We start from the raw sequence: 24455 nt of genomic DNA, 5'->3' as shown, positions 1-24455 counted from the left end.
CCGCCCGTGCTAGCACTGGACCGCCTCTCCGTCCGCTTCCGCATGCGCGGCGGCCGGTACGTCGAGGCCGTCACCGGAGCCACCCTCGCCCTGGCCCCCGGCGAATGCCTCGCCCTCGTCGGCGAGAGCGGCTGCGGCAAGTCCGTGCTCGCCTCAGCCCTCCTCGGCCTGCTCCCCGGCAACGCCGAGACCGCCGGCGCCGCCCGGCTCGCCGACGGGACCGACCTGCTCGCCCTCGACGAGCGCACCCTCGCTCGCAGCATCCGGGGCCGCCGCGTCGCGCTGGTCCCGCAGAGCCCCGCCGCGCACCTCACCCCGGTCCGCACCATCCGCTCCCACCTCGAGGAGACCGTCCGCGAGCTGAAGGGGACGGCCGGGGCGGCGCTGCGCGAGGCCGCCGAAGCGGCGGCCGAGCGGGTGTCCTTCCCCGCCACCCACCTCGACCGCCATCCCCACGAGCTCTCCGGCGGGCTCGCCCAACGGGCCGCCACCGCGCTCGCGCTGATCGGCGACGCGCCCCTGCTGCTCGCCGACGAGCCGACCACCGGCCTCGACCGGGACCTGGTCCACCTCACGGTCGACGAGCTGCGCGCCCACACCCGGGACGCCGGGCGCGCGCTGCTGATGATCACGCACGACCTCGCGGCGGCCCACCGCATCGCCGACACCGTGGCCGTCATGTACGCGGGCCGCATCGTGGAAACCGCCCCCGCCGGAGCCTTCTTCGGCGTTCCGGGCCCCCGTCACCCCTACGCGCGCGGACTCCTCGACGCCCTCCCCGAGCGGGCCTTCACCCCGGTTCCGGGCGCCCCGCCCGAGCTCGGCGCGCTCCCGGCCGGCTGCGCCTTCGCCGCGCGCTGTCCGCGCGCCGACTCCCGCTGCCGGGCCGAGCGGCCCGCGCTCACCGAAGGGGTGGCCTGCCACCATGCTTGAGCTGACCGGCATCACCGCCGGCTACGACCGCCGGGCCCCCGTCGTACGGGACGCCCACCTGAGCCTCGCCCCCGGGGAATCCCTCGGACTGCTGGGCCCCAGCGGCTGCGGGAAGTCCACGCTGGCCAGGGTCGCCGCCCTGCTGCACCGGCCCGAGCGGGGGACCGTGGCCTTCGACGGCCGCGCCGTGCCCGGCTTCCGGCACCGGGCGCCGCGCGCCCTGCGCACCTCGGTCGGCATGGTCTTCCAGCAGCCCCGGCTGGCGGCGGATCCCCGGCTCACACTGCGCGAGCTCGTCGCCGAACCGCTCCGCGCGACCGGTCGGCGTAGCGAAATCGAGGCCGTCGTACCCGAGTTGGCGGGCCGGGTCGGCCTCGGCGCGGACCTGCTCGGCCGGCGGCCCCACGAGGTCAGCGACGGGCAGCTGCAACGGGCCTGTGTGGCCAGGGCGTTGGTTCTGCGGCCGCGCTGGCTGGTGTGCGACGAGATGACCGCCATGCTCGACGCGTCCACCACGGCCGCGCTGGTCGGCGTGGTGGAGGAGTACCGCGCGGAGTCCGGCGCGGGCCTGCTGGCGGTGGGGCACGATCCCGTCCTGCTCGGACGCTGGTGCGCGCGAACGGCTCACTGGGAGGAGATCGTCAAGGACTGATCGCCGGTCACGGACGGTCAACACCCGTTTGGCGGACACGGGTTTCGCCCGAAGGGCCCTCCCGCTGCGCCACCATGGCGGCGCGTAAGGAGGTGTTCCGATGGTGATCTCCCTCTCCGTCCTCGTCCTGCTCCTCGTCCTCGCGTGGATCTTCCTGCGTGGTGGCGGCCTCAAGTTCTCGCACGCGCTCGTCTGCGTCCTGCTCGGCTTCTACCTCGCGAGCAGCAGCCTCGCGCAGACCATCCACAACGGGGTCTCGGCCACGGCCGGGGTGGTCAGCGGCTTCAAACCCTGACGCCCCGTCAATTGATCAACTGTTGCGCCTTCGTGAATCATCCGGCTCTTCCATGGACTCCTCAGGCAGTGCGATCTAGCGTCTGGCCCCGGCGCGATGTCAGACGCAATGTCAATAGAACCCTTCGGCAGTCGAGGACAGTCGAGGATGAGGAGGAAGTCCGGATGTTCCGAAGAGCGCTGAACTGCGCCGTGGCACCCGCTCTCGCCGCATGTGCGGTGTTGTACGGGGTCTCGCCGGCCGCCGCCGAGGAGATACCCCTGGCCCCGGGCCGCCGCTTGATCAGCCACTACCAGGGCGGCCCCGCCACCGCCGCCCCGCTCCCCGGCGAGGCCCCGCCGCAGCACCCCTTCCTCGCGCCCAACGGCCGCAGCGGCATGCACTCCGACGCGGCGGGCAGCGCCACCTCGCCCTGGTCGGGACCGCTCGGCAAGGACCCGGAGGTGACCAGCGAGAAGATCGCCGCCCTCGGCGGGGAATGCGCCACCGCCACCTTCGACTCGGGCGGCCGGCTGGTCACGGTCTGCGGCACCTTCGGCGGCTTCAAGGTCAAACTGCTGGAGCCCCGTACGCTCGCCACGCTCGCGGAGTACCAGCTCCCGCAGCGTTCCTCGACGGTCCAGGCGATCACCTCGCTCGACTTCTCGAAGATCTTCAAGGACACCTCCGGCGGTGCCTACTTCTACCTGGACAACCAGGACCGGGCGGTGCTGGCCGACTCCCGCCAGCACGTCCTGCGCCTCTCGCACGCCCAGAAGGCGGACGGAAGCTGGCAGTTCACGGTCGACAACGACTGGGACCTCACCGGCCAGGTCCCGCACGACTGCGTCGACTGGACCAACCTGTGGCCCACCGGCACCTGTGACCCCGTCACCTCGGTGATGCCCGACTGGAACGGCCGCATCTGGTGGGTCACCCGCCAGGGCCGCGTCGGCACCGTGGACCCGGCGACCTCGGTGATCCGCTCGATCCGGCTGCCGGGGGAGGAGATCCAGAACTCCTTCTCGGTCGGCGAGGACGGCGTCTCCATCGTCACCGACCACGCGCTGTACAGCTTCGCCGCCTCGGCCGACGGCACCCCCGTCGCGCAGTGGCGCCAGACCTACGACCGGGGTACGGGAACCAAGCCCGGCTCGGTCAACCAGGGCTCGGGCACCACCCCGGACCTCTTCGGCGACGGCTATGTCGCGATCACCGACAACGCCGACGACCGGATGAACGTCCTGGTCTTCAAGCGGGGCCTGGACGTCCCCGAGGGGCAGCGCCTGGTGTGCAAGGTCCCGGTCTTCCAGTCCGGCGCCTCGACCACCGACAACTCCCTGATCACCTGGGGCAACAGCATCGTCGTCGAGAACAACTACGGCTACGAGAACGTCACCTCGCTGGTCCTCGGCAAGTCGGTCGTCGGCGGCGTTAGCCGCATCGACGTCCGCGCCGACGGCAGCGGCTGCGACACGGTCTGGCAGAGCGCGATCCGCTCGCCCTCCGTGGTCCCGAAGCTCTCCACCGCGAACGGGCTGCTGTACTTCTACGAGAAGGAGCCGAACGTCTGGGGGATCGACGCCTGGTACCTCACGGCCGTCGACTTCCGCACCGGCGAGCGCCGCTGGCGCCAGCTGACCGGCACCGGCCCGCTGTACGACAACAACTGGGCCCCGATCACGCTGGGCCCCGACGGGACCGCCTACGTCGGCGTCTTCAACGGCATCGTCGCGGTCCGCGACGGCCGCTGAGCTTCGAGGCGAGCCCGAGCGGGGACCCGTCCACCGGACGGGTCCCCGCTCACGGCACGGGGCCCACGCGCTCGATGGCCACCATCGCCGCGTCGTCGCCCAGGAGGCCGTTCGGGGTGTGGGCCAGGAGGTCCGCGCAGAGGTGGCGCAGGAGGGCCTCCGGGCCGTCTCCGGGCCAGTCCGCGGCCCGCTCCGGCAGCGGGTAGAAGGCCCCCGACGCGTCGCGGGCCTCGATGACGCCGTCCGTGTACAGCAGCACCACGTCCCCCGGCTCGAAGGCGAAGGGCTGCGCGGTGAACCCGGTGTCCGCCAGCTCGGCCAGACCCAGCGGCGGCGCCGGGTGGTCCACCTGGAGCGGGACGGCCCGGCCCCCGCGCAGCAGCAGCGGCGGCGGGTGCCCGCAGCTGACCAGCCGCAGTGAGGGCTCGCCGTCGGGGATGTCGAGCACGGCTGCGGTGGTGAACCCCTCGTCCGGGCGTCCGGGGCCCCAGGAGCCTTCCGCGCCCCGGTCCGGGTCGGCGGCCACGGCGGCCTCCAGGTAGCCCACCAGGCCGGGCAGGTCGGCCGCCAGGTGGGCCGCGGCCCGGAAGGCTCCGAGGACGACGGACGCCTCCCCGACCGCCTCCAGCCCCTTGCCGCGGACGTCCCCGATGAGCAGCCGGGTGCCTTCGGCGGTGCGGGCGGCCGCGTACAGGTCGCCGCCGATCTGCGCCTCGGCCTCGGCCGACAGGTACACCGAGGCGATCCGCAGCGGGCCCATCCGGTCGCGCAGCGGTCGTAGGACCACCTGCTGCGCCGCCACGGCCACGGAGCGAAGGCGGGTGAGCTGGCGCTCGTGCACTTCGCGCAAGTGTGCGAAGAAGGTGACGAAGGCCGAGATCAGGACGAGGGCGATGATCTGGAAGGTGTGGTTGAGGTCCGTCAGGGAGGTGCGCGCGATCGCCACCCCCACCTGCGCGAGGACCGCCACGGCGCCGACGAGCCCGGTCGTCCGGGGCCCGGCGAAGGAGGCGGTGAGAGCGGGGGCGGCGACCAGGAAGGGACCCAGGTGGACGTCCGGCGGGGCCAGGACGTCCACCACCGTCACGGCGGCGATCAGCAGGAACGGGACCGCCAGCAGTACCGCGCGCGATTCCCGGAACCGGCTGGTGCGTGGGTGCGGCGCTGAGGGGTCCATGCCTCCTGCATACACCGCCCACGGCCGGGCGGCACCCGCTCCGGCCGTGGGCCGGGGCGGGTGCCGCCAGGGTGGTGCTCAGGGTGCCGGTGGCGTCAGCTCACCTGGAGGGTGACGTCGTCCACGACGAAGGAGGTCTGCAGGGAGGCGTCCTCCACGCCCTGGAACTTCAGGGTGACGCTCTGGCCGGCGAACCGGGAGACGTCGTACGTCTTGAGCTGGTAGCCGGAGGCCGCGTTCACGTTGGACAGGGTCGCCAGCGTCTGGCCGCCCACCGAGACCGTGAAGGTGTCGTAGACCGTGTTCTCGGTCTCGGCGGTGTCGATGTGCAGGTAGAAACCGAGCTGGTACGAGGAGCAGCCGGTCGGGATGGTCACGGACTGGGAGGCGCTGTCCGTGCGGGCCGTGCCGTAGCCGTTGAGCCAGGCCTTGTACGTGCCGCCGTGCGGGGCCTGTCCGGCCTGGTTGGTGATGACGTTCGTGGTGGTCGTCCACGGGGTGGTGCCGCTCTCGAACCCGCCGTTTGCCACGAGCTGGCGCGGGGTGCAGGAGGGGCCGGTGCCCGTGACGGTCAGGGTGTAGGTGGTGGTGTGGCTGACCGAGCCCGAGCCGGTGACGGTCAGGGTGTAGGTGCCGGGCGCGGTGCTCGCGCCGACCTGGACGGAGAGCGTGGAGGAGCTGCCCGACTGGACCGAGGACGGGCTCAGCGAGGCCGTCGTGCCGGCGGGGGCGCCGGTCACCGACAGGGCGACGGTCTGCGCGGCGCCACTGGTGGTGGCGGTGTTGATCGTGGAGCTGGCGCTGCCGCCCTGGGCGGCGCTGCCGGTGGCCGGGGAGGCGCTGATCGAGAAGTCGGGGCCGGGGGTGGTGCCGCCGACGGCCTGGTTCCAGACGGTGTAGGCCACGCCGTCCGCGCTGCGGTCCAGGACGGTGGCGCTGATGTTGTTCGTGGTGTCGCAGGAGGCGTGGTAGCAGGGGTCGTACGCCGCGTTCGCGGTGCCGCCCCACTTCGTCGCCTGCGCCGAGGTCTTGCGGGCGCTGGCACCGGCGGCGTAGCCGGAGGTGGGGATGCCGCCCTGCTGGAAGGAGTAGTCGTCACTGCGGCCCTGGCCCTCGGTGTTCTCCTCGGGAGCGAGGTTCAGGGAGGTCCAGTAGGCCTTGAGCGGGGCGGCCGCGGTGGAGTTGACGTTGTTGATGAAGTAGCCGCCGTTGGTCGAGCCGACCATGTCGAAGTTGTAGTAGGCCTTGATGGCGGTCTTCTGGGTGCTGGTGAGCTGGTTGACGTAGTACTTCGAGCCGTTGAGGCCCTGCTCCTCGTCGGTCCACCAGGCGAAGCGGACGTGCTTGGTCATGGTGGGGTTCTTCTGGGCGAGGACGAGCGCGTTCTCCAGCAGGGTCGCGGAGCCCGAGCCGTTGTCGTTGATGCCCGGACCCGCCGAGACGCTGTCGAGGTGCGCGCCGAACATGATCGTCTGGTCGGCGGGGCCGCCGGGCCAGTCGGCGATCAGGTTGTTCGACGGGTAGGTGCACGAGGTGCAGTTCTGCTCGGACACCGTGTAGCCGGCGGCCTGCAGCTTGCCCTTGATGTACGCCACCGACGCCGTGTAACCGGCGCTGCCCGCGCGGCGGTTGCCGCCGTTCTGGGAGGCGATCGTGTTCAGCTGGGTCAGGTGTGCCTGGACGGCGGCCACGTCGATGTTCGGCGCGCCGGGGGTGGGAGTGGTGCCGCCGACGGTGAGCGTGTAGTCGACGGTGTGCGAGAGGCTGGTGCCCTGGCCCTTGACCACGACGGTCGAGGATCCCGGAGCCGCGCTGGAGGAGGCGGTCAGCGTCAGCGTCGAGGACTGGCCGGACTGCACGGTGGCCGGGCTGAAGGAGGCGGTGACCCCGGCCGGGAGGCCGGACGCGCTGAGGGTCACCTGCTGGGCGGTGCCCGTGGAGATCGCGGTGGCGACCGAGGTGGTGACCGAGGCGCCCTGCTGGACCGAGCCCGAGGAGGGGTTCAGGGCCATCGAGAAGTCGCTGTTCTGGCCGCTCGGGGTACACGTCGGGTCACCGGACTGGGCGGGCACGCTGATGGCGTCCCAGGCGGCCTTGGTCTTGTTGAACAGGTCGCAGGTGGTGTCCAGCGACTTGGCGGAACTCAGCGTCGCCGTCCGGTACTTTTTGTAGGACATGCTGGAGGTCTTCAGCAGCATGCCGCCGTAGAAGATCTTGCCGGCGTTCTGGACGCCCACCCCGGTCAGCGTGGACTGGTTGCAGGTGCTGCTGCTGGGCTTGCCGCCGCCCGGGCTGGTGCCCTCGGCGAGCAGGTAGAACCAGTGGTTCAGCGGGCCGGCGGCCGCGTGCACCTCGGTGCCCGGTATCGCGGAGCTGTAGCAGGCCGGGTCGTTGTTGACGGCCGGCGGGTTGTACATGTTGCGGATCGGACCGTTGCCCACGAGGTTGATCATCTCGCCGACGGTGTAGTCCGGAGTGTCGTACGGGGAGGGCTCGTTGATGAACGCCTCGGTCAGCGCGCCGAAGATGTCACCGGTGGCCTCGCCGAGCCCGGACTCCTGGCCACTGGTGCCGCCGGGGGTGTTGGAGTCGATGGCGTGCCCGTACTCGTGGGCCACCACGTCCACGCCGGCGATCCACTCGTTGGCGTTGTTGTGGCCGATGCTGACGGAGCTGCCGTCCCAGTACGCGTTGACGTCGTTCAGGCCGACCTTGGCCGGGAAGCTGCGGCCGCTGCCGTTGACGCCGTTGCGGCCGAGCCACTGGCTCAGCATGTCCCACTGCTTCTGCGCGGCGAACATCAGGTCCACGCAACCGGTCTCCTTGGAGGTCGGGTTGCCCGTGCCCCAGGAGTCGGAGGACTTCGAGAAGACCGTGCCGCTGGTGTAGTCGGCGCAGCTCAGACCGGTCCGGTTCGGGTCGCGCAGGGAGTACGTGCCACCCGAGGCCGTGGTGTCGATGGTCAGCGGGTTCGGGCCGTTCCACTTGCTGTTGCCGCTGCCCGCGACCACCTCGTCGAAGCTGTCGACGAACTTTCCGGTGCGGGCGTCCACGAACACGTGGAGCTTGCTCGGCGCCTTGGCGGTCCGTCCGATCAGGACGGTCTCCCAGGCCAGCACCGGCTTGTCGTCCTTGATCTTGACGACGAGCCGGCTGCTCTCCACCTTGTCGGTCTTGACCTGCTTGCCGCGCGAGACGGCCTCGGCGGCCCTGGCCGTGAACGACGCGGTGGTCGACACGTCGATCACGGTCGCGGAGGCCGACTGGAGGGCCCGTACCCGGCCCTGGCCGTCGGCGAGCACGACCGCGTCGCCGCCGACGACCGGCAGGCCGCGGTAGCTGCGCTCGTACGCGACGGAGTAGAGGTCCTTCACCCAGGGGGTGACCAGGCGCCGGTCGTACTGCTGCTGCGGGGAGTTGACGAGGCTGTCGAGCCCGCTGCGCACGGCCGCGTCGGCCGCGGCGACGGCCCGTTCGGCGGCGGTGGCCGGGGCGGGGTCCGAGCTCTGCGAGGCGGTGGCGGTGGTGGCCAGCGTGCCTGCGAGGCCCGTGGTCAGCACCATGGCCGCGAGGGCGGCCATCCATCTGGTGGGCTGCAAGAGTCCACTCCGATCGTGTGGGGGGTGTGGATGGGGATGGGGACGGCTGGACGGCTGTTCGCGGCCGAGTATGGGCGTGTCCATGACGAGTTCGGGACATCCCTGCGGACATAAGACCGGCGTTATGGTGCGGGCGCGTGACGCTGCGTAAGCTGCGGGGATGCAGCTGGAGTTGAGGCATCTGCAAGCCGTCTGCCAGATAGCGGAGACCGGAAGTCTGGGGGGCGCGGCACGGGTCCTCGGGGTCTCCCAGCCGGCGCTCTCCGCCCAGCTGCGCCGGATCGAGCGGGTCACCGGCGGCGAACTCTTCGTCCGGGGCCGGCTCGGGGTCGAACCCACCCCGCTCGGCCAGTTCGTCCTGGCCAAGGCCCGCCGGGTGCTCAGCGAGATGGACGCGCTCGGCGCGGAGACCCGGGCCATGACGGCCGACGCCCCGCTGCGCCTGGGCTGCATCCTGCTGGTGCTGATCGACGGGCTGATCGCCCGGCAGGACCTGGTCCTGTCGGGCCGGGAGATCACCGTGGACCTGGAGGACTCGGTGACCGCCCTGGTGCGGATGCTCGGCGCGGGCCGCTACGACGTCATCGTGTACGGAGAGGTGAACGACCACGAGGTGCCGCTGCCCGCGGGCGTGACGGCCCGCACCCTGGTCCCCAAGGAGCCCTTCTGCATCCGGATGTCGGCCCGGCACCCGCTGGCCCGGCTGGAGGCCCTCGATCTCGCGGACCTCGCCGACGAGCAGTGGATGACACTCGTCGAGGACGACGACGGCGGACCCGAGGCGCTGGTCGAGGCCTGCGCCAAAGCCGGCTTCGTCCCCGCGCTGCGCTACCGGATCACCGACCGCATGATGCAGTACGACCTGATCTCCGCGGGCCGCGCCGTCTCCCTCAGCCAGCCCACCGCACCCGCCGTACCCGGCACGGTGATGCGGCCGCTGATCGGGGCGCCGATCACGGGGCGCATCCGGCTCGCCTGGAACCGCTCGGCGGTCTCGGCCCGCCAGGCGGAGCTCTTCTTCCGGTCCGCCGCGTACGCGTACCTGGCCAATGTGGACAACAACCCCTTCCACCGGGCGTGGTGGGACGAGCACCCGGAAGCCCACCCGGTCCTCGACTGACGCCCGTTCACATACACTGACGTCATTTCATACTCCGTACATGGAACGGGTATGGGGATCCCTTTACGCTCTCCGCATGGCAGTGGCCGCCACACCATCTTGTGAAATTGATGGGGCCCCTTCGGAGAGCAGGAGGAAATACCCATGAGTAAGAGAATCCGTACGCAGGTCAGCCGCCGAGGATTCCTCGCCGGCACCGCGGCGGCCGCGGCCGCCGCCACCGTGCCCGCGATCGGCCAGGCGGCCGCGGCTCCCGCGGCGGCGGCCGCCGGCCGGCCGAACATCCTGCTGATCGTCACCGATGACCAGCCCAAACAGACCGACTGGGCGCTCCAGAAGACCATCGGCTGGCTCGCCGGGCAGGGGGTGAAGTTCAACCACGGGCACGTCACCACCCCGCTGTGCGCACCCTCCCGCTCCTCGGTGTTCTCCGGCCGCTACGCCCACAACCACGGGGTGCGCAACAATGCCTCCTCGGCGGCGCTCGACCAGAACACGACCGTTCAGCGCTATCTCAAGCAGGCCGGATATCGCACGGGCCTCTTCGGTAAATACCTCAATTCCTGGAACATCGCGGACGCGCCCCCGCATTTCGAGGATTTCGCCCTGCTCCAGCCCTCGTACGTGGACGGCAAATGGAACGTCAACGGGACGGTCCAGACGATCAACGGCTACACCACGAACGTCATCAAGCACCGGACGCTGAGCTTCCTGGACAAGGCCGCCACCGACACCCGCCCCTGGTTCGCCTACGTCACCCCGTACGCCTCGCACGGGCCCCGTACGCCCGAGCCTAAGTACGCGGGCACCCCCGTCCCCGAGTGGAACGGCCGCCCCTCCGTCACCGAGGCCGACCGCAGCGACAAGCCGCCCTACATCCAGGACGCCACCGGCACCCTGGAGGACGGCAAGCGCATCCGGGCGGAGCAACTGCGCGTCCTGCTCTCGGTCGACGACGCGGTGCAGGCCTTCAAGGACAAGCTCGCGGCGACCGGCCAGCTGGACAACACCCTCGTCATCTACATCGGCGACAACGGCTTCGGCTGGGCCGACCACGGCTGGACCGCCAAGTCGGTGCCCTACAGCCCCGCCCACGAGGTGCCGTTCTACCTCTCTTGGCCCGCCGGAGGCCTCGGAGCCGGCACGGTGGACAACCGCATCGTCGCCAACATCGACATCGCGCCCACCATCCTCGACGCCGCCGGGATCACCCCGAACACCCCGCAGGACGGCCGGTCGCTGCTGAGCTCGTACAGCCGCGACCACCTGCTCGTCGAATGGTGGAAGCAGGGCACCGCCCCCGACCACCGGACCTGGTCCTCCTACGTGGCCAAGGACAAGCAGTACGTGGAGTACTACAAGCTGCACACCGATGCCAACGGCACCGTGTCCGGCACCGGAGAGGTCACCTTCCGGGAGTACTACGACCTCGCCGCCGACCCGCACCAGCTGGTCAACAAGCTGTACCAGGCCACCCCGGCGCAGGAACGGAACCTGGGCATCCCCGCCCTGGCCGCCGCGCTCGCCGCCGACCGGGTCGGCTAGCCGCCGGACCTCCGGCCGGGCGCACCACCGCGCGCCCGGCCGGACCGCATCCATCCCGCACGTTCACCGGAGCTGCTGTGTCCTCTTCGTACCCCTCCTGCTGCACCCCCGGAAACGACTCCCCGGCTGGCGCCGTCACCCTGCTCGCCGCGCCGGTGCTCGCCGCTCCCGTGCTCCCCGCGCCCCGGCCCGTACGCGGTCTGCTCGACCTGCCCGGGGGGCGCTTCCTCATGGGCACCGAGGACGCGGACGGGTTTCCGGCCGACGGTGAGGGGCCGGTCCGGGAGGTGGCCGTGGATCCCTTCCGGATCGCGCCGACGACGGTGACCAACGCCCAGTACGCCACCTTCGTCAAGGCCACCGGACATGTCACGGAGGCGGAGGAGTTCGGGTTCTCCTTCGTCTTCGCCGGGCTGCTGGCGCAGGAACTCGCCGCCACCGCACCGCCCGTGGCCGGGGTCCCCTGGTGGCGGGCGGTGTCCGGCGCGAGCTGGAAGCACCCCGAAGGGCCCGGATCGTCCGTCACGACCCGGCAGAACCACCCCGTCGTCCACGTCTCGTGGAACGACGCGCAGGCGTACTGCTCCTGGTCCGGAACCAGGCTGCCCAGCGAGGCCGAATGGGAGTACGCGGCCCGCGGCGGCCTGGAGCAGCGCCGCTACCCCTGGGGCGACGAACTGGCCCCGGGCGGACGCACGCTGCTCAACATCTGGCAGGGCGACTTCCCCACCACCCATACCGGACCCCACCTCGGCACGGTCCCCGTGAAGTCCTACCGCCCCAACGGCCACGGGCTCTACAACGCCGTGGGCAACGTGTGGGAGTGGTGTGCGGACCCCTTCGGTCCGGGCCACGAGTCCCGCACGATGCGCGGCGGTTCCTTCCTCTGCCACGACTCGTACTGCAACCGCTACCGGGTCGCGGCCCGCAGTTCCAACACCCCGGACAGCTCCACGTCCAACATCGGTTTCCGGGTGGCGGCCTGAGGGCGGATCAGTTCACCTGGACGACGAGACCGGCCACGTGGTCGGTGACCATGTCGAGGATCTCGGCGGCGGCCTCGTCGTCGCCGAGGACCAGGAAGCTCAGGGTCACCCCGTCCGTCATGGCCGCCAGATAGCGCGCCAGCACGGACACCGGCACGCTCAGCTCGAACGGGGTGATCCGGCGCAGCTCTTCGAGCAGCTCGGTGTACGTGTCGCAGTAGGACTCGTACTGTTTGCGCGCCAGGTGCCCGAACTCCGGCCGGCGCAGAGCGTACTGGGTGAGCTCGTAGGTGAGCATGTGCGCCCCGGGACTGGCCGCCACGTGGTCCCAGTACGCCTGGAAGCCGGCCCGGATGGTCTCGCGCAGCGTCGGCCTCGGCACGATCGCGGCCTTCACGAGGGTGACGTAGTGCGCGGTGATGGTCTCGATGACCGACTCCAGCAGGGCCTGCTTGGAGTCGAAGCAGTAGTGGAAGACGCTCAGGGAGACGCCCGCCTCGGCGGCGATGGACCGGGTCGTGGTCCTGGACACCCCGTCGCGGGTCATCGCGCGGATCGCCGCCTCCGTCAGCTGCCTGCGCCGGTCGGTCAACGGCATCCGTGCCATGTACGGGTTCCCCTTCGCTCCGGTGCGCCCCTGCGGGGTGTCCGCGGGCCACCGGCCCCGGACACCCCGCAGGGCGCCGTCAGCTGCTGTATACGCCGACTTCGTGCAGGGAGTAACCCCACTGGGTGCCGCGTCCCGCTCCGTGGACGCGTAGGTACCGGGCCGGGACCCCGGCGAACCTCGCCGTGTCCACCCCGCCGTCACCCTCGGCCGTGGACCAGGCCGTCGTCCAGTCCGTGCCGTTCGGGGAGACCTCGATGCGGTACGAACGCCCGTACGCCGCCTCCCAGTCCAGGGTGACCCGCTTGACCAGCTGCGAGGAGCCGAGGTCGACCTGCAGCCACTGGTTGTCGTTCCACTCGCTCGCCCAGCGGCTGCTCCGGCTGCCGTCGAAGGCGAGGCCGGGCGAGAAGCTGACGAAGGGGTTCCACCACTCGGACGTGCTCGCGGAGGCGGGCCGGCCCACGGCGAGGTTCACGCCGGCCTTGTGCTGCTCCGACGCGCCCCAGGTGCGCAGGTAGGACTCGGCGCCCTTGAACAGGTCGTCCACCACGCCCTGTCCGCCGACGATGCGGATGTCCTCGATCCAGTCCGGCACCAGGCCGTAGTGGGAGGCGCCGTCGGTGTTGAGGTCCCAGGTGCGCTGGCCGGTGGTCTGCTTGTCGATGACCGAGCCGCCGTCGGTGCTGCGGAAGGGGTACGTCACCGGGTTCGGGGTGTTCGCCCCGCGCGGGCCGGGCCAGCCGCCGACGCCGTTCATGTCGGTGCCGTAGCCGTAGCCGACGTTGTACTTCTCGCGCAGCGCGTCGGTCCGCTTGGCCTCGGCGCTGAAGCCCTCGGAGCCGCCCATGTACGCGGCGGCGAAACCGCCGAGCTTGTAGAGCCGCTCCATCCAGCCGAGGTCCATCCAGCTGTGCGAGGAGATCACGCCCGGGTAGTTCTCGGTCTCCATGATGTCGAAGGCCTGGCCGGCCGCCTTCACGCTCATGTGGTCGAGTTCGAGCATCATCTTGCGTTTCATCATGCCGCGCACCGCGTAGTCACCGAGGTCGGTGAGGCCGCGGGTGTTGCACTGGGCGCCCGAGGCGTACGAGGGCACGCTCACGCCCGCCGGCAGCTGCTTCTCGGCGCCGGCCGCCGGGGCCAGGCCGATGGGGTTGTCGTGCTGCGGGCCCCGGCACTGCTCGGTCTGCCAGAAGGTGCCCGTCGACAGGAACTGCCCGACGTTGATGGCCGTTCCCAGCGCGCCCTCGTCGAAGCGGACCCCGCACAGGGCGTTGTCGAACTTGTGGCACAGGAACATGCTGCGCACGCCGAGGTTGTAGAGCTCGTCGAGGCCGCGGTCGATGTCCTGCTTGCTGCACTGCGCGATGTCCAGGATCTGCTTGCAGCCGAAGGGCTCGGAGGTCTCGACGCCGAGGACCACGGCCAGCTTCCCCTGCTTGATCACCTCACGGGCCTGCGCGGAGTCGGTGACGATGCGGAACCAGCCCTTGCCCGCGCCGCCGTACATCTTGTCGACGTAGGCCTGCATGTCGTAGGTCTTCTCCGCCTCCAGGCGGATGGCGGTCATCTCGTCGCAGCCGCGGTCCTTGAAGAAGTAGACCGAGCAGATCACCCCGTTGGTCACGAGGTCGTTGACGAGGACGCGCTGCCCGCCGCGCCAGGCGCGCTCGATCCAGGCGTAGTAGTTCTGCTGGTGGGTCAGCGAGTCGTGGGCGGGCCAGTCCTTGAAGGTGGGCCAGCCGTCGGGGTCGTGCTTGCCGTCGCCGCCTTTGGTGACGAAGTCGAAGATCGCCAGGCTGCCGTCCGGGTAGTGCTCGGGACAGTCCTTGAGCGCGTCGGCGATCCCGGCATCGGAGAAGGGCTTTCCGCAGATCAGACGGCCGCCGAAGCCCTCGTTGGACATGATGTGGTCGTGCGCGTCGACGAAGCCCCGGACGTTGCCCTGGGCGTCGGTGCCCTTGAAGGGCTCGCCCGTGACGTTGATCTGGGAATCGGGTGCGGGCCGTGCGGTGGGTTCCCACCAGTTGTTGTCGGCGGCGGCTCCCGGGGCGGGGCCGAGCACCATGGCGAGCAGGCCGAGGAGCAGGGACAGGATCGCGACCGGCTTGCGCCGGCGGCGGGGGTGCGGTTCCGGTCGTGGCTTCTGCGGGTCTGGGGTCATGGCCACTACTCACGTCCTCGGTCGGCGGAGGGCGCGGTCGAGGACACGGTCCACCGGAGGCGTGGCCGCCCTGGCACCTGATTGTCATGTCCCGCGCAAGCATTGGGTCGAGAATCGCTACTGCCGGGTACAGAGTCAAGAGTCCGGGTCGCATGACCTGATGGATCGTCACCCTACTCGCCCGGAGGGTTGCCGTCAGTGGGTCGCGCGGAAGCGGGCGTAGCGCCCGGGGGTGGTGCCGACGACGCGCTTGAAGTGCCGGGTGAAGTGCGCCTGGTCGTAGAAGCCCGCCGCGACGGCGACCTCGGCGGCCGGGCGGCCGTCGAGGAGCAGCCGACGGGCCAGGGCGACCCGGCGGGAGACGAGGTACTGGTGCGGGGCGATGCCGAAGGCGCCGCTGAACGTGCGCACCAGGTGGGCGGGGTGGGCCTGGAGCAGGCCCGCCGCTTCCTTCAGGGACACGCCGCCGGCCGCCCGGTCGTCGAGCAGCTCGCGCATGCTCCGGGCGAGGCCCGGGCCAGGCGATGCGGCGCCGGTTCCCGGGAGCCCGGGGCGGGGCCGGAGCGGCGTGCGCACCCGTTCGCCGATCAGCGTCAGCCGGCTCTCCGCCTCGAACTCGTCACCGGGGGAGGCCAGGACCCGGTGGAGCTGCCCGACGCGGCGGCGCAGTACGGGGTCGGCGAGGTCGGGACCGTCCACGGCGGGGCCGATGAAGCGCTCGTCCAGCACGGTCGTGTCGAGGTAGACCACGCGCTTGCGGAACCCGTCCGGGGTCGCGGCCGAGCCGTTGTGCGGAACCTGCGGCGGGAGCAGGCTCACGGTGTCGCCCGGGGTGCCGCGGCGGTGGCGGTCCAGGTCGTAGCGGACGGCTCCGTCGTCGACGATCAGCAGGGTCCACGCGTCGTGGACGTGCATGGGGTAGGCGTGCGCCGTGAAGTGTGCGTGGAACACCTCGACGACACCCGCGACCCGCGGACGCCAGGCCGAGACCTCCTGCTGGGGCTGCACGCAAAGAACGTACAAGACCGTGCGCGGGGACGCCCGGCAGTCTCACGGCATGAGCGACGAGAAGAAGAGCGGGAACGGCGCGGACGCGCCCGTGCGGTTCGATACCAAGATCGCGGTGCTGCTGCGCGACGACCTGGAGACCTGGCAGCGGCTGAACGTCACCGCGTTCCTCGTCAGCGGGCTCGGCACGGCCTTCCCCGAGGTGGTCGGCGAGCCGTACGAGGACGCCGACGGGACCCCCTACCTGCCGATGTTCCGCCAGCCCGTACTGGTCTTCGAGGGCGGGAAGGAAACGGTGGCGGCGGCTCACGCGCGCGCAGTCGGGCGCGGACTCGCGACGGCGGTGTTCACCTCCGACCTGTTCGCCACGGGCCACGACCGGGCCAACCGGGCGGCCGTGGCGGCGGTGGGTACGGAGCGGCTCGACCTGGTCGGGATCGCCGTCCACGGGGCGCGCAACGCGGTGGACAAGGTGTTCAAGGGGGCCCGCATGCACCGGTGAGTGCTGCGGGGTGGCCGGTGGCGGGATGCTGTTTCGGCCACTCGTTGGTGGGGGCAGGATCGCTGCGGCGAGTTTCGCGCGGGTCTCCGGGGTCCGGTGCGGGACGCGCTCCGTGCTGTGGGGGGCCTGCCGTCATCAGGTCCTGAGCCCGTTCGTGATGTTTCTGTGGAGATCCCCCGAGGGGCCGGTCGCGGCCTGATCCCTGCCGCCGCGGGCCGAACGGGCCATCGCGTGCGCAACACGCCTCCGCCGCCCGTTCACGTGTTCTCCGTTTCTGCTTCACCGATCCGTGTGCCCCAGAGCCCTACGCCCCGTGGATTGTCATGCCCGCGGCCATGGGTGGGTGGCCGTTTTCCGGCCACGCACGGCTTGTGGGGAAGGGGGGCGGTCCGGTGTCGCAGCCACGTTTTCTGTTCGTGTCCTGGGTGGACGTAGAAAGACGTCAGGCGCCTGCGTCGACGGCGGGGGGACCGCACGGAGCGTGCGGGGGTGGCGGCCATGGAGGCGGGCCCGACGCCGTGACCTGGCGCCTGGTCGGCTCGAACAATCATGAACTCGGCCGCAGTCCTTCCATGTTCCGCGCCCTCGGCGCCTGCGGCGCGGCCGTGGACCGGCTCCGGGAGCGGATCGGCGAGGCCGTCCCGATCGTAGCCATGTCCACGGCCGTGATGGCGGGTACGGCCCCCCGGGGGGCGGGCGCCGCGGTCCCGGGCGGCTCCCGTACCGGGTCCGGCGCCCTGTCCGGTCCCCTGTCCGGCTCCGGCGCGACGTCCGGCTCCAATGCCACGTCCGGCATGGGCGCCACGTCAGGCTCCGGCATCGGCGCCTGGACCTGGCAGCTCGTCCTCGACGAGCAGTGCGTGGCCGTGGCCGTCCGCACCTTCCGCCGCCAGCGCGAATGCCGGCACAGCCTCCAGCTGTTCCTGTCCGCCGCCGCCGAGGCCCAGGTGGCCTCCGGGGTCACCCACACCCGGCGGCTGCGCGGTCTGCGGCTGCCCGGTGCCGGGGAGACCCAGGGGCTGGCCCTGCGCGGGGGAGGCCCGCGATGACCGCGACCACGGTGATCCCCCCGGCCGCCCCCGAGGACGAGCACATCACCCCGCGCGCCCTCACCGGGAGCGGCGATCCGGCCGACCGGATCTTCCGCGGCTCGGCCCGCACCGCCGGCGCCGCCGTCCTGCTCGTCATGACCCTGGTGGGCGTCTTCCTCGGGGTCCGCGCCGTGAAGGCCCTGGACGATGCCGGCTGGGCCTTCCTCGCGACCTCCGCGTGGGAGCCCGACTCCCACAACTTCGGTGTGGCGGCGGTGCTGGTCGGCACCCTGCTGATCGGCGGCGTCGCGATCTTCTTCGCGCTGCCGCTGGCGATGGGTACCGCCCTCTACATCACCGAGTACGCGCCGCGCCGCATCAAGCAGACCCTGATCAGCCTCGTCGACCTGATGGCCGCGGTGCCCAGCGTGGTCTACGGCCTGTGGGGGCTGTTCCTGTTCCAGCCGCACGTGGTCGGGCTGTCCCGCTGGCTGACCACCTACCTGGGCTGGTTCCCGCCCTTCGCGGTCGACGGGGACGACCCGAGCGACCCGCTCAGCCCGAACACCTTCTACACCTCCTCCACCTTCATCGCGGGCATGGTCGTCGCGCTGATGGTGACGCCGATCGCCTGTTCGGTGATGCGCGAGGCCTTCGCCCAGGCGCCGCCCGGTGAGCGCGAGGGCGCCTTCGCGCTCGGCGCCACCCCGTGGGGTGTCATCCGCTCCGTCGTCCTGCCCTTCGGCAGGGGCGGGATCATCGGCGGCACCATGCTCGGGCTCGGCCGCGCGCTCGGCGAGACCATCGCCGTCTACCTGATCATCTCCCCGGTCTTCGTGATCCAGCCGCACATCCTCCAGAACGGCACCATCTCCGTGTCCGCCCTGATCGCCCTGCGCTACGGCTCGGCCAGCCCCCTCGGGATATCCGCACTGATGGCGGCCGGCCTGACCCTCTTCCTGATGACCCTGGTGGTCAACTTCATCGCCTCCTCGGTCGTGGCCCGCAGCCGCTCCGGAGCGGGGGCCGACGCATGACCGCCCTCTCGCACACGCCGCACGGGGGGCCGGGTGCCGCCGGCGCCGTGGACGCTCCCGCCGGCGCCGCGGACGCTCCCGCCGGCGCCGCGGACGCTCCCGCCGTCGCCACGGTCCGCCCGCCCGTGGTGTCCGACGGCGCCGGGGTTCCGCCCGAACGTCGGCGCAACACCTCGACGTTGCACCTGCGCGACGTCCTCGCCATGGTGGGCGCGGCCGCCGCCGCGCTCGCCGTGACCGCGCTGCTGTTCGGTCGGCTCCTGCCCTTCAACGCGCCCCTCGGCTTCGTGGTCGTCCTCTACCTGGCCTTCATGGCCCTCTACGCCGTCCTGGTGTCCCTCGACGAGTCCGCCGCCACCGTGCGGGCCCGCCTCGCGCAGGCCCTCGTGCACAGCATCGCCGCCCTGCTCATGACGGCCCTGGCGCTCGTCGTCGGCTACGTGCTCATGCGCGGCTGGGCCGCCCTGGCCCACCTCAACTTCTTCACCGAGGACATGGCCGCCACCGGTCCCCTGGAGCCGCTGACCCAGGGCGGGGCGCTGCACGCGATCGTCGGCACCCTGGAGCAGATCGGCATCGCGCTGGCCGTCTCCGTGCCGCTGGGCCTGGCCTGCGCGGTGTTCCTCAACGAGGTACCGGGCCGCTACGCGCGGTTCGTGCGCACCATCGTCGAAGCCATGACCGCGCTGCCCTCGATCGTGGCCGGCCTGTTCGTCTACGCGACCTGGATCCTGATCCTCCACTTCGACAAGTCCGGCTTCGCCGCCGCCCTCGCGCTGTCCGTGATGATGCTGCCGATCGTCATCAGGGCCTCCGACGTGGTGATCCGGCTGGTGCCGGGCTCGCTGAAGGAGGCCTCGTACGCCCTGGGGGCCGGTCAGTGGCGCACCGTGTGGACGGTGGTCCTGCCCACGTCCCGGTCCGGACTGACCACCGCCGTCATCCTGGGCACCGCCCGCGGCATCGGGGAGACCTCCCCGGTCCTGCTCACCTCGGGCATCGCCAACGGGCTCAACGCCGATCCCTTCGAGGGGCCCCAACTCTCGCTGCCGCTCGCGGTCTTCAGCCTGGTCCAGTCCCCGGAGAAGTCCATGATCGCCCGCGGGTTCGGCTGCGCGGCCCTGCTGATGGGGCTGGTGCTGCTGCTCTTCGTGCTCGCCCGTGTCATCGGCGGCAAGGCCCCGGGCCAGCTCGGCCGCGGTGCCCAGCACCGCCGGGTGCTCGCCTCCGCCCGTGACGTGGAGCGGATGCGGGCCCGGGCCGCCGAGCGGGACCTCGCCCCGGCCGAAGAGGAGGCCGGGGGGCCGGAGCCGGAGGGGTGGCGGGCGCTACCCCAGCCCCTGCCGTAGCCGGCCCGCTCCTCGCGGCTCCGCGCCGCGTCCATTCGTACGATCTGTGACCGATCAGGAGAGTTTCCCATGCCCGGACGACCCCCGGCATACCCCGTGCGGGCCCCTTCGGGCGACCGCGCACCCGACCGGCGCGGACGCCTGCTCCGCCGCGGACTCGCGCTGGTCCTGGCCGCGCTGGCCGCCGTCCTGCCCGGCGCGGTGCCGGCCGCCGCCGAGAGCTACGTACCGGTATCCGGCGCGGGTTCCACCTGGAGCCAGAACGCCCTCGACCAGTGGCGGGCCAACGTCAAGCAGTACGGCATGACGGTCAACTACAGCGGTACGGGATCGTCCGACGGCCGCAACCAGTTCCGCAACGGCACCGTCGACTTCGCGGTCTCCGAGATCCCCTACGGGATCAAGGACTCGGGGGTCGTCGACCCGCCGCCCGGGCGGAAGTTCGCCTACATGCCCATCGTCGCGGGCGGTACCGCCTTCATGTACAACCTCAAGATCGGCAACCGCCGGGTCACCAACCTCCGCCTCACCGGCGAGAACGTGGCCAAGATCTTCACCGGCGTGATCACCACGTGGAACGACCCGGCGATCAAGGCCGACAACCCGGGCCTCGCCGCCGCCCTCCCCGCCCGCCGGATCGTCCCCGTCGTCCGCTCCGACGGCTCGGGCACGACGGCGCAGCTCACCAGGTGGATGAGCTCGCAGCACGGGGGGCTGTGGGACGCCTACTGCGGCAAGGCCGGCCGCTCCACCCCCTGCGGGCAGACCTCCAACTACCCCACCATCGCCGGCCGCGGATTCGTCGGCCAGTCCGGCTCCAACGGCGTCTCCGGCTATGTGGCCCAAGAGAGCAACATCGGCACCATCACGTACGTGGAGTACTCCTACGCCGTCTCCACGACGGGCTTCCCGGTCGTCAAGGTGCTCAACAAGTCGGGCTACTTCACCGAGCCCACCGCCCAGAACGTCGCCGTGTCGCTCATCAACGCGAAGATCGACCCCGACCTCACGCAGAGGCTGGACGGCGTCTACACGGGGCCTGACGTGCGGACCTACCCGCTCTCCAGCTACAGCTACATGATCATCCCGACGGCGCAGGAGTCGAACTTCAACCCGCAGAAGGGCAAGGCGCTCGGCGCCTTCGCCTACTACTTCCTCTGCGAGGGCCAGCGCTCCGTCGACCGGCTCGGCTACTCGCCGCTCCCCATCAACCTCGTCCAGGCGGGGCTGGAGCAGGTGCGCCGCATCCCCGGCGTGACCGTGGCCAACATCGACATCAAGAACTGCCGCAACCCCACCTTCTCGCCCGACGGGCGCAACATCCTGGCCGAGACCGCCCCGAAGCCCCCCGCCTGCGACAAGCAGGGCCCCACCCAGTGCGAGACCGGCACCGGCGGCAACAAGAACCCCACGCAGCCCGGCGGTTCCGGTGGCGGCGGCGCTGCCGCCTCCGGCGGAGCCACGGGCACCGGCGGTGCGGCGGCCTCCGGCGGCGCCACGGGAGGTACGGCCGGCACGGGCGCCGGCGGAGCCACGGGGGGCGCCGCGGGCACCGCCTCGGGCGGTGCGGCGGCCTCCGGCGGCGCGGCGTCCGCCACCGGCGGTACGGGTGACGGCTCGGTCAGCGGCGGCGCGGACGGCGGGGGAGTGGACCCGCAGACCGGGCAGCCCCTCGCGGCGAGCGCGGCCGATCTGTTCGGCATCCCCGTCACCACCTCGAGCGGCATCGGCGGGTCCCTGCAGACCGTCCTGATGGTGCTCGGCGCCCTGATCCTGCTGGCGGTCACGGTCGCCCCTCCGCTGGTCACCCGGCGCCTGACGCGGCGCGGCCGCACGGGAGGCGGGTCCTGATGCGCGTCCCGCTCCGCATGCCGTTCCGTACCGCGTTCCGCATGCCGTTCCGTACCCCGCCCCGTACCCCGCTCCGTACGGGCCGGATCCGGCTGCTCTTCGGCTCGCTCTGCCTCGTGCTGCTCCCCGTGGTCGCCACCTCCGGGCCCGGCGGCCTGGGGCCGCAGGCCGCGTACGCCGCCGGGGTGGACGCGAGCTCCGAGGTCACCGTGTCCGGGGCCGGCGACTTCGCCGACCTCAAGGTGACCGTCGGCCAGACCCGCAACCTCGTCGGCCAGGTCGTCAAGATCTCCTGGACCGGCGGGAAGCCCACGGTCTCCGACACCGCCTACAGCGCCAACTACCTGCAGATCATGCAGTGCTGGGGCGACGCGGCCACCGGTCCCGCCGCCGACCAGTGCCAGTTCGGCGCCTCCTCGGCCCTGGGCTCCGCCGGCATCCAGGCCGGGGCCTACACCAACACCCGCCAGCTCAACTACGGCGCCAACCTCCAGGACGCGGAGCACGAGCCGCTGCCGCCCCCCACCCCGAGCGGGATCTCCTTCGCCCCCTTCCGCACGGTGGGCGGAGACCCGGTCAGTCCGGGCAACTGGAACGAGTTCTACGACGTCAACAGCACCAACGAGGTCCCGTACGCACGCACCAACGCCCGCGGAACCGGCGAGGTCTGGTTCGAGACCCAGACCGCCGTCGAGGCCCCCGGCCTCGGCTGCGGCACCGCGGTCCCCGGTTCCCAGGGCGCCACGACCGGACGCGGCTGCTGGCTGGTGATCGTGCCGCGCGGCGAGAAGGAGGTCGACGGCAGCCCGTACACCGCGCAGTCCAGCGGCCAGCTCCAGTCCTCCCCGCTCAGCCCCGCCAACTGGAAGCAGCGCCTCGTCGTTCCGCTCGGCTTCGAACCCCTCGGCAGCTACTGCCCCATCGGCGCCGAGGAACGCGGCACCCTCGGCAGCGAGATGGCCGCCGAGGCCATCACGCGCTGGCAGCCCGCCCTGTGCCAGACCGGCGGCAAGGCCATCTACGGCTACGCCCAGGTCCCCGACGAGACCGCCCGCGTCAAGCTGCTCTCCGGCACGCCCGGGCTGGTCTTCCTCGGCCGGCCGGCGCCCGCCGACCCCGTGCGCAAGCCCGTCTACGCACCCGTGGCCCTCTCCGGCATCACCATCGGCTTCTTCATCGAGAGCCAGGCCGGATTCCAGGCGCCCGACGAGGTCAAGGCCCGCAACGGGGTCCGGTTGGGCAACCTGCGGCTCACCCCCAGGCTGGTGGCGAAGCTGCTGACCGAGTCCTACCAGGACGGCAACTCGCGCTTCGCCGACAGCACCGCGAAGAACCCGGCGAACCTGGGCCACGACCCGGAGTTCATGCACCACAACCCCGACTACGCGGGACTGGACTTCCCGGGCAAGCTCGGCGACGCCCTGGTCCCGCAGCCGCTCGCCGACACCACCCGGCAGCTGTGGGAGTGGGTGTCCCGGGACCCGGCCGCCCGGGAGTTCCTCGACGGCACGCCCGACAACACCGGCGCGCACGGGGACGCCTCGTACGCCGGCATGGCCGTGAACCCGAACTACCGGGGGATATCCCTGCCGTTGGACACCTTCCCCAAGAGCGACCCCTTCTGCCAGGCCTTCCCGGACCACCCCGAGTCCCCGCTCTGCATCCAGGACAAGCACCCCTACGCCACCGACATGCACGCCGCCGCGCGCGCCGCGAGCCGGGGCGACACCCTGGCCCGTACCTCCTGGGACGCCATGGCCACCCCGCCCACGTACAAGAAGGACCCGCCGCACCTCGCCGGCTCGCGCGCCGTGCTCGCCGTCACCGACACCGCGACCGCCGACCGGTACGGCCTGGTGCGCGCCGAACTGCTCAACGCCGGCGGGAAGTTCGTAGCGCCCGAGCCGGCCGCGCTGATCGCCGCCGCGAACGCCCGCAAGGCCGGTACCGACGGGGTCAGTTCACCCGACCCGGCGGCCAAGGACCCGGCGGCGTACCCGCTCACCGTCCTCACCTACGCCGCCACCGTGCCCGCCGACCTCACGGAGGCGGAGGGCAAGGACTACGGCGCCATGCTGGCCTACGCGGCCGCCCAGGGGCAGACCCCGGGCGTGGCCGCGGGCAGCCTGCCGCACGGCTACGCCCCGCTGCCGCAGGCCCTGCGCGCCCAGACCCGGGCGGCGGCGCAGCGGGTGAGCACCGAGGCGGGAAAGAAGCCGACGCCGTCGCCGGAGCCCCCGGCGCCGAGCAGCCCGGCCCCGGGCGCCGCCGGCGGTACGCCGTCCGGTACGGGCGGCGCGGCCGGCGGCGCCGGCTCGGTGGGTACGGGGACCTCCGGATCCGGAACCTCGGCCGCGGGCGCCGGCTCCGCCGCGGGCGGCGCGCCCGGGCCCGCCCCGGCCTCGCCCGGCGCCGCCGTGACGACCACGGGCGGCGCGGGCACCACGGGCGCCACCGGTACCTCGGGCGCCCCGGCCACGCAGGCGGTCGGGAGCACGCCGGACTGGGCCGTCGGAGCCATCCGCAACGTCCTGCTGATCTGCCTCGTGGTCGGCGCGCTCGCGGCCTTCGCGGGTCTGCTGCTCCCGCGCTTCCTGCCCGGGGTCCTGACGTGGCTGCGGTCGCTGCGCGGCGCCGCGGGCGGCGCGGCCGTGGGTCTGCCGGCGGACTGGGCGACCCACAAGAAGCCCGGCCCGAGGGACTGGAGCCCGCCGGACCAGGACTGAAGTCCGCGCCGCGGCTCCGTAGGACGAAGGACCGCGGCCCCGTACGACGAGAGGAGGTGGTGCCCGGCGACAACCGTCTGACCAATCCGCGCCAACGGAACTTCATCCCACGCGCGCCGGGCACCACCCGGGGCGCA

General features: G+C 71.9%; 18 protein-coding genes. 13 read left to right on the top strand and 5 right to left on the bottom strand.

Annotated elements, in window-relative coordinates:
• The first annotated feature begins 42 nt into the window (after nt 1–42).
• The 4 genes from OG435_RS07800 (at nt 43) to OG435_RS07785 (ending at nt 3613) form a co-directional block, all read left to right on the top strand.
• Nucleotides 43–933: an ABC transporter ATP-binding protein gene (locus OG435_RS07800; protein WP_266881567.1), complete on the top strand. Its 891-nt coding sequence runs from the start codon at nt 43–45 to the stop codon at nt 931–933.
• Complete coding sequence (locus tag OG435_RS07795) at nt 926–1585, top strand: ABC transporter ATP-binding protein (RefSeq protein WP_266876092.1); 660 nt, start codon at nt 926–928, stop codon at nt 1583–1585. Before OG435_RS07800 ends, OG435_RS07795 begins: the two co-directional genes overlap by 8 nt.
• 100 nt (nt 1586–1685) lie before the next feature.
• A complete protein-coding gene (locus OG435_RS07790; RefSeq protein WP_266876091.1) occupies nt 1686–1880 on the top strand; it encodes a hypothetical protein in 195 nt (64 codons plus the stop codon).
• A 164-nt stretch (nt 1881–2044) separates the two neighbouring features.
• Nucleotides 2045–3613 carry a hypothetical protein gene (locus OG435_RS07785; protein ID WP_266876090.1) on the top strand — a complete coding sequence of 523 codons (1569 nt, stop codon included), beginning with the start codon at nt 2045–2047 and terminating at the stop codon, nt 3611–3613.
• Nucleotides 3614–3662: 49 nt separating this feature from the next.
• On the opposite strand, the gene OG435_RS07780 is transcribed toward OG435_RS07785, so the two are convergent.
• Both OG435_RS07780 and OG435_RS07775 read right to left on the bottom strand, forming a co-directional pair.
• Nucleotides 3663–4790, bottom strand: coding sequence for a PP2C family protein-serine/threonine phosphatase (locus OG435_RS07780; protein ID WP_266876089.1), 1128 nt, complete (start codon nt 4788–4790; stop codon nt 3663–3665).
• Between the two features lie 95 nt (nt 4791–4885).
• The gene (locus OG435_RS07775) at nt 4886–8371 is read right to left on the bottom strand and encodes a M28 family peptidase (RefSeq protein ID WP_266881566.1); all 3486 of its coding nucleotides are present in this window, start codon (nt 8369–8371) and stop codon (nt 4886–4888) included.
• Between the two features lie 178 nt (nt 8372–8549).
• Here OG435_RS07775 and OG435_RS07770 point away from each other — a divergent pair, with 178 nt between their 5' ends.
• The 3 genes from OG435_RS07770 (at nt 8550) to OG435_RS07760 (ending at nt 12040) form a co-directional block, all read left to right on the top strand.
• A complete protein-coding gene (locus tag OG435_RS07770; RefSeq protein WP_266876088.1) occupies nt 8550–9509 on the top strand; it encodes a LysR family transcriptional regulator in 960 nt (319 codons plus the stop codon).
• A gap of 144 nt (nt 9510–9653) precedes the next feature.
• Nucleotides 9654–11054: a sulfatase family protein gene (locus OG435_RS07765; RefSeq protein ID WP_266876087.1), complete on the top strand. Its 1401-nt coding sequence runs from the start codon at nt 9654–9656 to the stop codon at nt 11052–11054.
• A gap of 77 nt (nt 11055–11131) precedes the next feature.
• Nucleotides 11132–12040, top strand: coding sequence for a formylglycine-generating enzyme family protein (locus tag OG435_RS07760; protein WP_266876086.1), 909 nt, complete (start codon nt 11132–11134; stop codon nt 12038–12040).
• A 7-nt stretch (nt 12041–12047) separates the two neighbouring features.
• Here the strand turns inward: OG435_RS07760 and OG435_RS07755 are convergent, their stop codons facing one another.
• The 3 genes from OG435_RS07755 to OG435_RS07745 all read right to left on the bottom strand — a co-directional run bounded on the left by OG435_RS07755 (nt 12048) and on the right by OG435_RS07745 (nt 15822).
• Nucleotides 12048–12647 (bottom strand): TetR/AcrR family transcriptional regulator, encoded by a 600-nt coding sequence (locus OG435_RS07755; protein ID WP_266876085.1) that lies wholly within the window; start codon nt 12645–12647, stop codon nt 12048–12050.
• A gap of 79 nt (nt 12648–12726) precedes the next feature.
• On the bottom strand, nt 12727–14718 hold the full coding sequence (locus OG435_RS07750; RefSeq protein ID WP_266881565.1) for a discoidin domain-containing protein: 1992 nt from the start codon (nt 14716–14718) through the stop codon (nt 12727–12729).
• 291 nt (nt 14719–15009) lie between these two features.
• Entirely contained in the window at nt 15010–15822 is an 813-nt protein-coding gene (locus OG435_RS07745; protein WP_266876084.1) for a helix-turn-helix domain-containing protein, read from the bottom strand.
• Between the two features lie 49 nt (nt 15823–15871).
• Here OG435_RS07745 and OG435_RS07740 point away from each other — a divergent pair, with 49 nt between their 5' ends.
• The 6 genes from OG435_RS07740 to OG435_RS07715 all read left to right on the top strand — a co-directional run bounded on the left by OG435_RS07740 (nt 15872) and on the right by OG435_RS07715 (nt 24318).
• Nucleotides 15872–16324, top strand: a complete 453-nt coding sequence (locus OG435_RS07740) for a DUF2000 domain-containing protein (RefSeq protein ID WP_266876083.1) — start codon at nt 15872–15874, stop codon at nt 16322–16324.
• Between the two features lie 518 nt (nt 16325–16842).
• Nucleotides 16843–17373 (top strand): hypothetical protein, encoded by a 531-nt coding sequence (locus tag OG435_RS07735; protein WP_266876082.1) that lies wholly within the window; start codon nt 16843–16845, stop codon nt 17371–17373.
• On the top strand, nt 17370–18392 hold the full coding sequence (gene pstC / locus OG435_RS07730; RefSeq protein ID WP_266876081.1) for a phosphate ABC transporter permease subunit PstC: 1023 nt from the start codon (nt 17370–17372) through the stop codon (nt 18390–18392). The genes OG435_RS07735 and pstC overlap by 4 nt, the downstream gene beginning before the upstream one ends.
• Nucleotides 18389–19741, top strand: a complete 1353-nt coding sequence (gene pstA / locus OG435_RS07725) for a phosphate ABC transporter permease PstA (protein ID WP_266876080.1) — start codon at nt 18389–18391, stop codon at nt 19739–19741. Before pstC ends, pstA begins: the two co-directional genes overlap by 4 nt.
• A gap of 69 nt (nt 19742–19810) precedes the next feature.
• Nucleotides 19811–21592: a phosphate ABC transporter substrate-binding protein PstS gene (locus OG435_RS07720; RefSeq protein WP_266876079.1), complete on the top strand. Its 1782-nt coding sequence runs from the start codon at nt 19811–19813 to the stop codon at nt 21590–21592.
• Nucleotides 21592–24318, top strand: coding sequence for a hypothetical protein (locus OG435_RS07715; RefSeq protein ID WP_266876078.1), 2727 nt, complete (start codon nt 21592–21594; stop codon nt 24316–24318). Before OG435_RS07720 ends, OG435_RS07715 begins: the two co-directional genes overlap by 1 nt.
• The last annotated feature ends 137 nt before the right edge of the window (nt 24319–24455 follow it).

Origin of the sequence: Streptomyces sp. NBC_01264, from assembly GCF_026340675.1 — a bacterium.
Taxonomy (GTDB): domain Bacteria; phylum Actinomycetota; class Actinomycetes; order Streptomycetales; family Streptomycetaceae; genus Streptomyces.
Note: the sequence above shows the minus strand (reverse complement) of the source record. Positions and strands in the feature narration are given on the sequence as shown.

Coding starts and splice junctions, on each gene's coding strand:
- OG435_RS07800 (WP_266881567.1), top strand. CDS start 43: ATGCGCGGCGGCCGGTACGTCGAGGCCGTCACCGGAGCCACCCTCGCC.
- OG435_RS07795 (WP_266876092.1), top strand. CDS start 926: ATGCTTGAGCTGACCGGCATCACCGCCGGCTACGACCGCCGGGCCCCC.
- OG435_RS07790 (WP_266876091.1), top strand. CDS start 1,686: ATGGTGATCTCCCTCTCCGTCCTCGTCCTGCTCCTCGTCCTCGCGTGG.
- OG435_RS07785 (WP_266876090.1), top strand. CDS start 2,045: ATGTTCCGAAGAGCGCTGAACTGCGCCGTGGCACCCGCTCTCGCCGCA.
- OG435_RS07780 (WP_266876089.1), bottom strand. CDS start 4,790: ATGGACCCCTCAGCGCCGCACCCACGCACCAGCCGGTTCCGGGAATCG.
- OG435_RS07775 (WP_266881566.1), bottom strand. CDS start 8,371: ATGGCCGCCCTCGCGGCCATGGTGCTGACCACGGGCCTCGCAGGCACG.
- OG435_RS07770 (WP_266876088.1), top strand. CDS start 8,550: ATGCAGCTGGAGTTGAGGCATCTGCAAGCCGTCTGCCAGATAGCGGAG.
- OG435_RS07765 (WP_266876087.1), top strand. CDS start 9,654: ATGAGTAAGAGAATCCGTACGCAGGTCAGCCGCCGAGGATTCCTCGCC.
- OG435_RS07755 (WP_266876085.1), bottom strand. CDS start 12,647: ATGGCACGGATGCCGTTGACCGACCGGCGCAGGCAGCTGACGGAGGCG.
- OG435_RS07750 (WP_266881565.1), bottom strand. CDS start 14,718: ATGGTGCTCGGCCCCGCCCCGGGAGCCGCCGCCGACAACAACTGGTGG.
- OG435_RS07740 (WP_266876083.1), top strand. CDS start 15,872: ATGAGCGACGAGAAGAAGAGCGGGAACGGCGCGGACGCGCCCGTGCGG.
- pstC (WP_266876081.1), top strand. CDS start 17,370: ATGACCGCGACCACGGTGATCCCCCCGGCCGCCCCCGAGGACGAGCAC.
- pstA (WP_266876080.1), top strand. CDS start 18,389: ATGACCGCCCTCTCGCACACGCCGCACGGGGGGCCGGGTGCCGCCGGC.
- OG435_RS07720 (WP_266876079.1), top strand. CDS start 19,811: ATGCCCGGACGACCCCCGGCATACCCCGTGCGGGCCCCTTCGGGCGAC.
- OG435_RS07715 (WP_266876078.1), top strand. CDS start 21,592: ATGCGCGTCCCGCTCCGCATGCCGTTCCGTACCGCGTTCCGCATGCCG.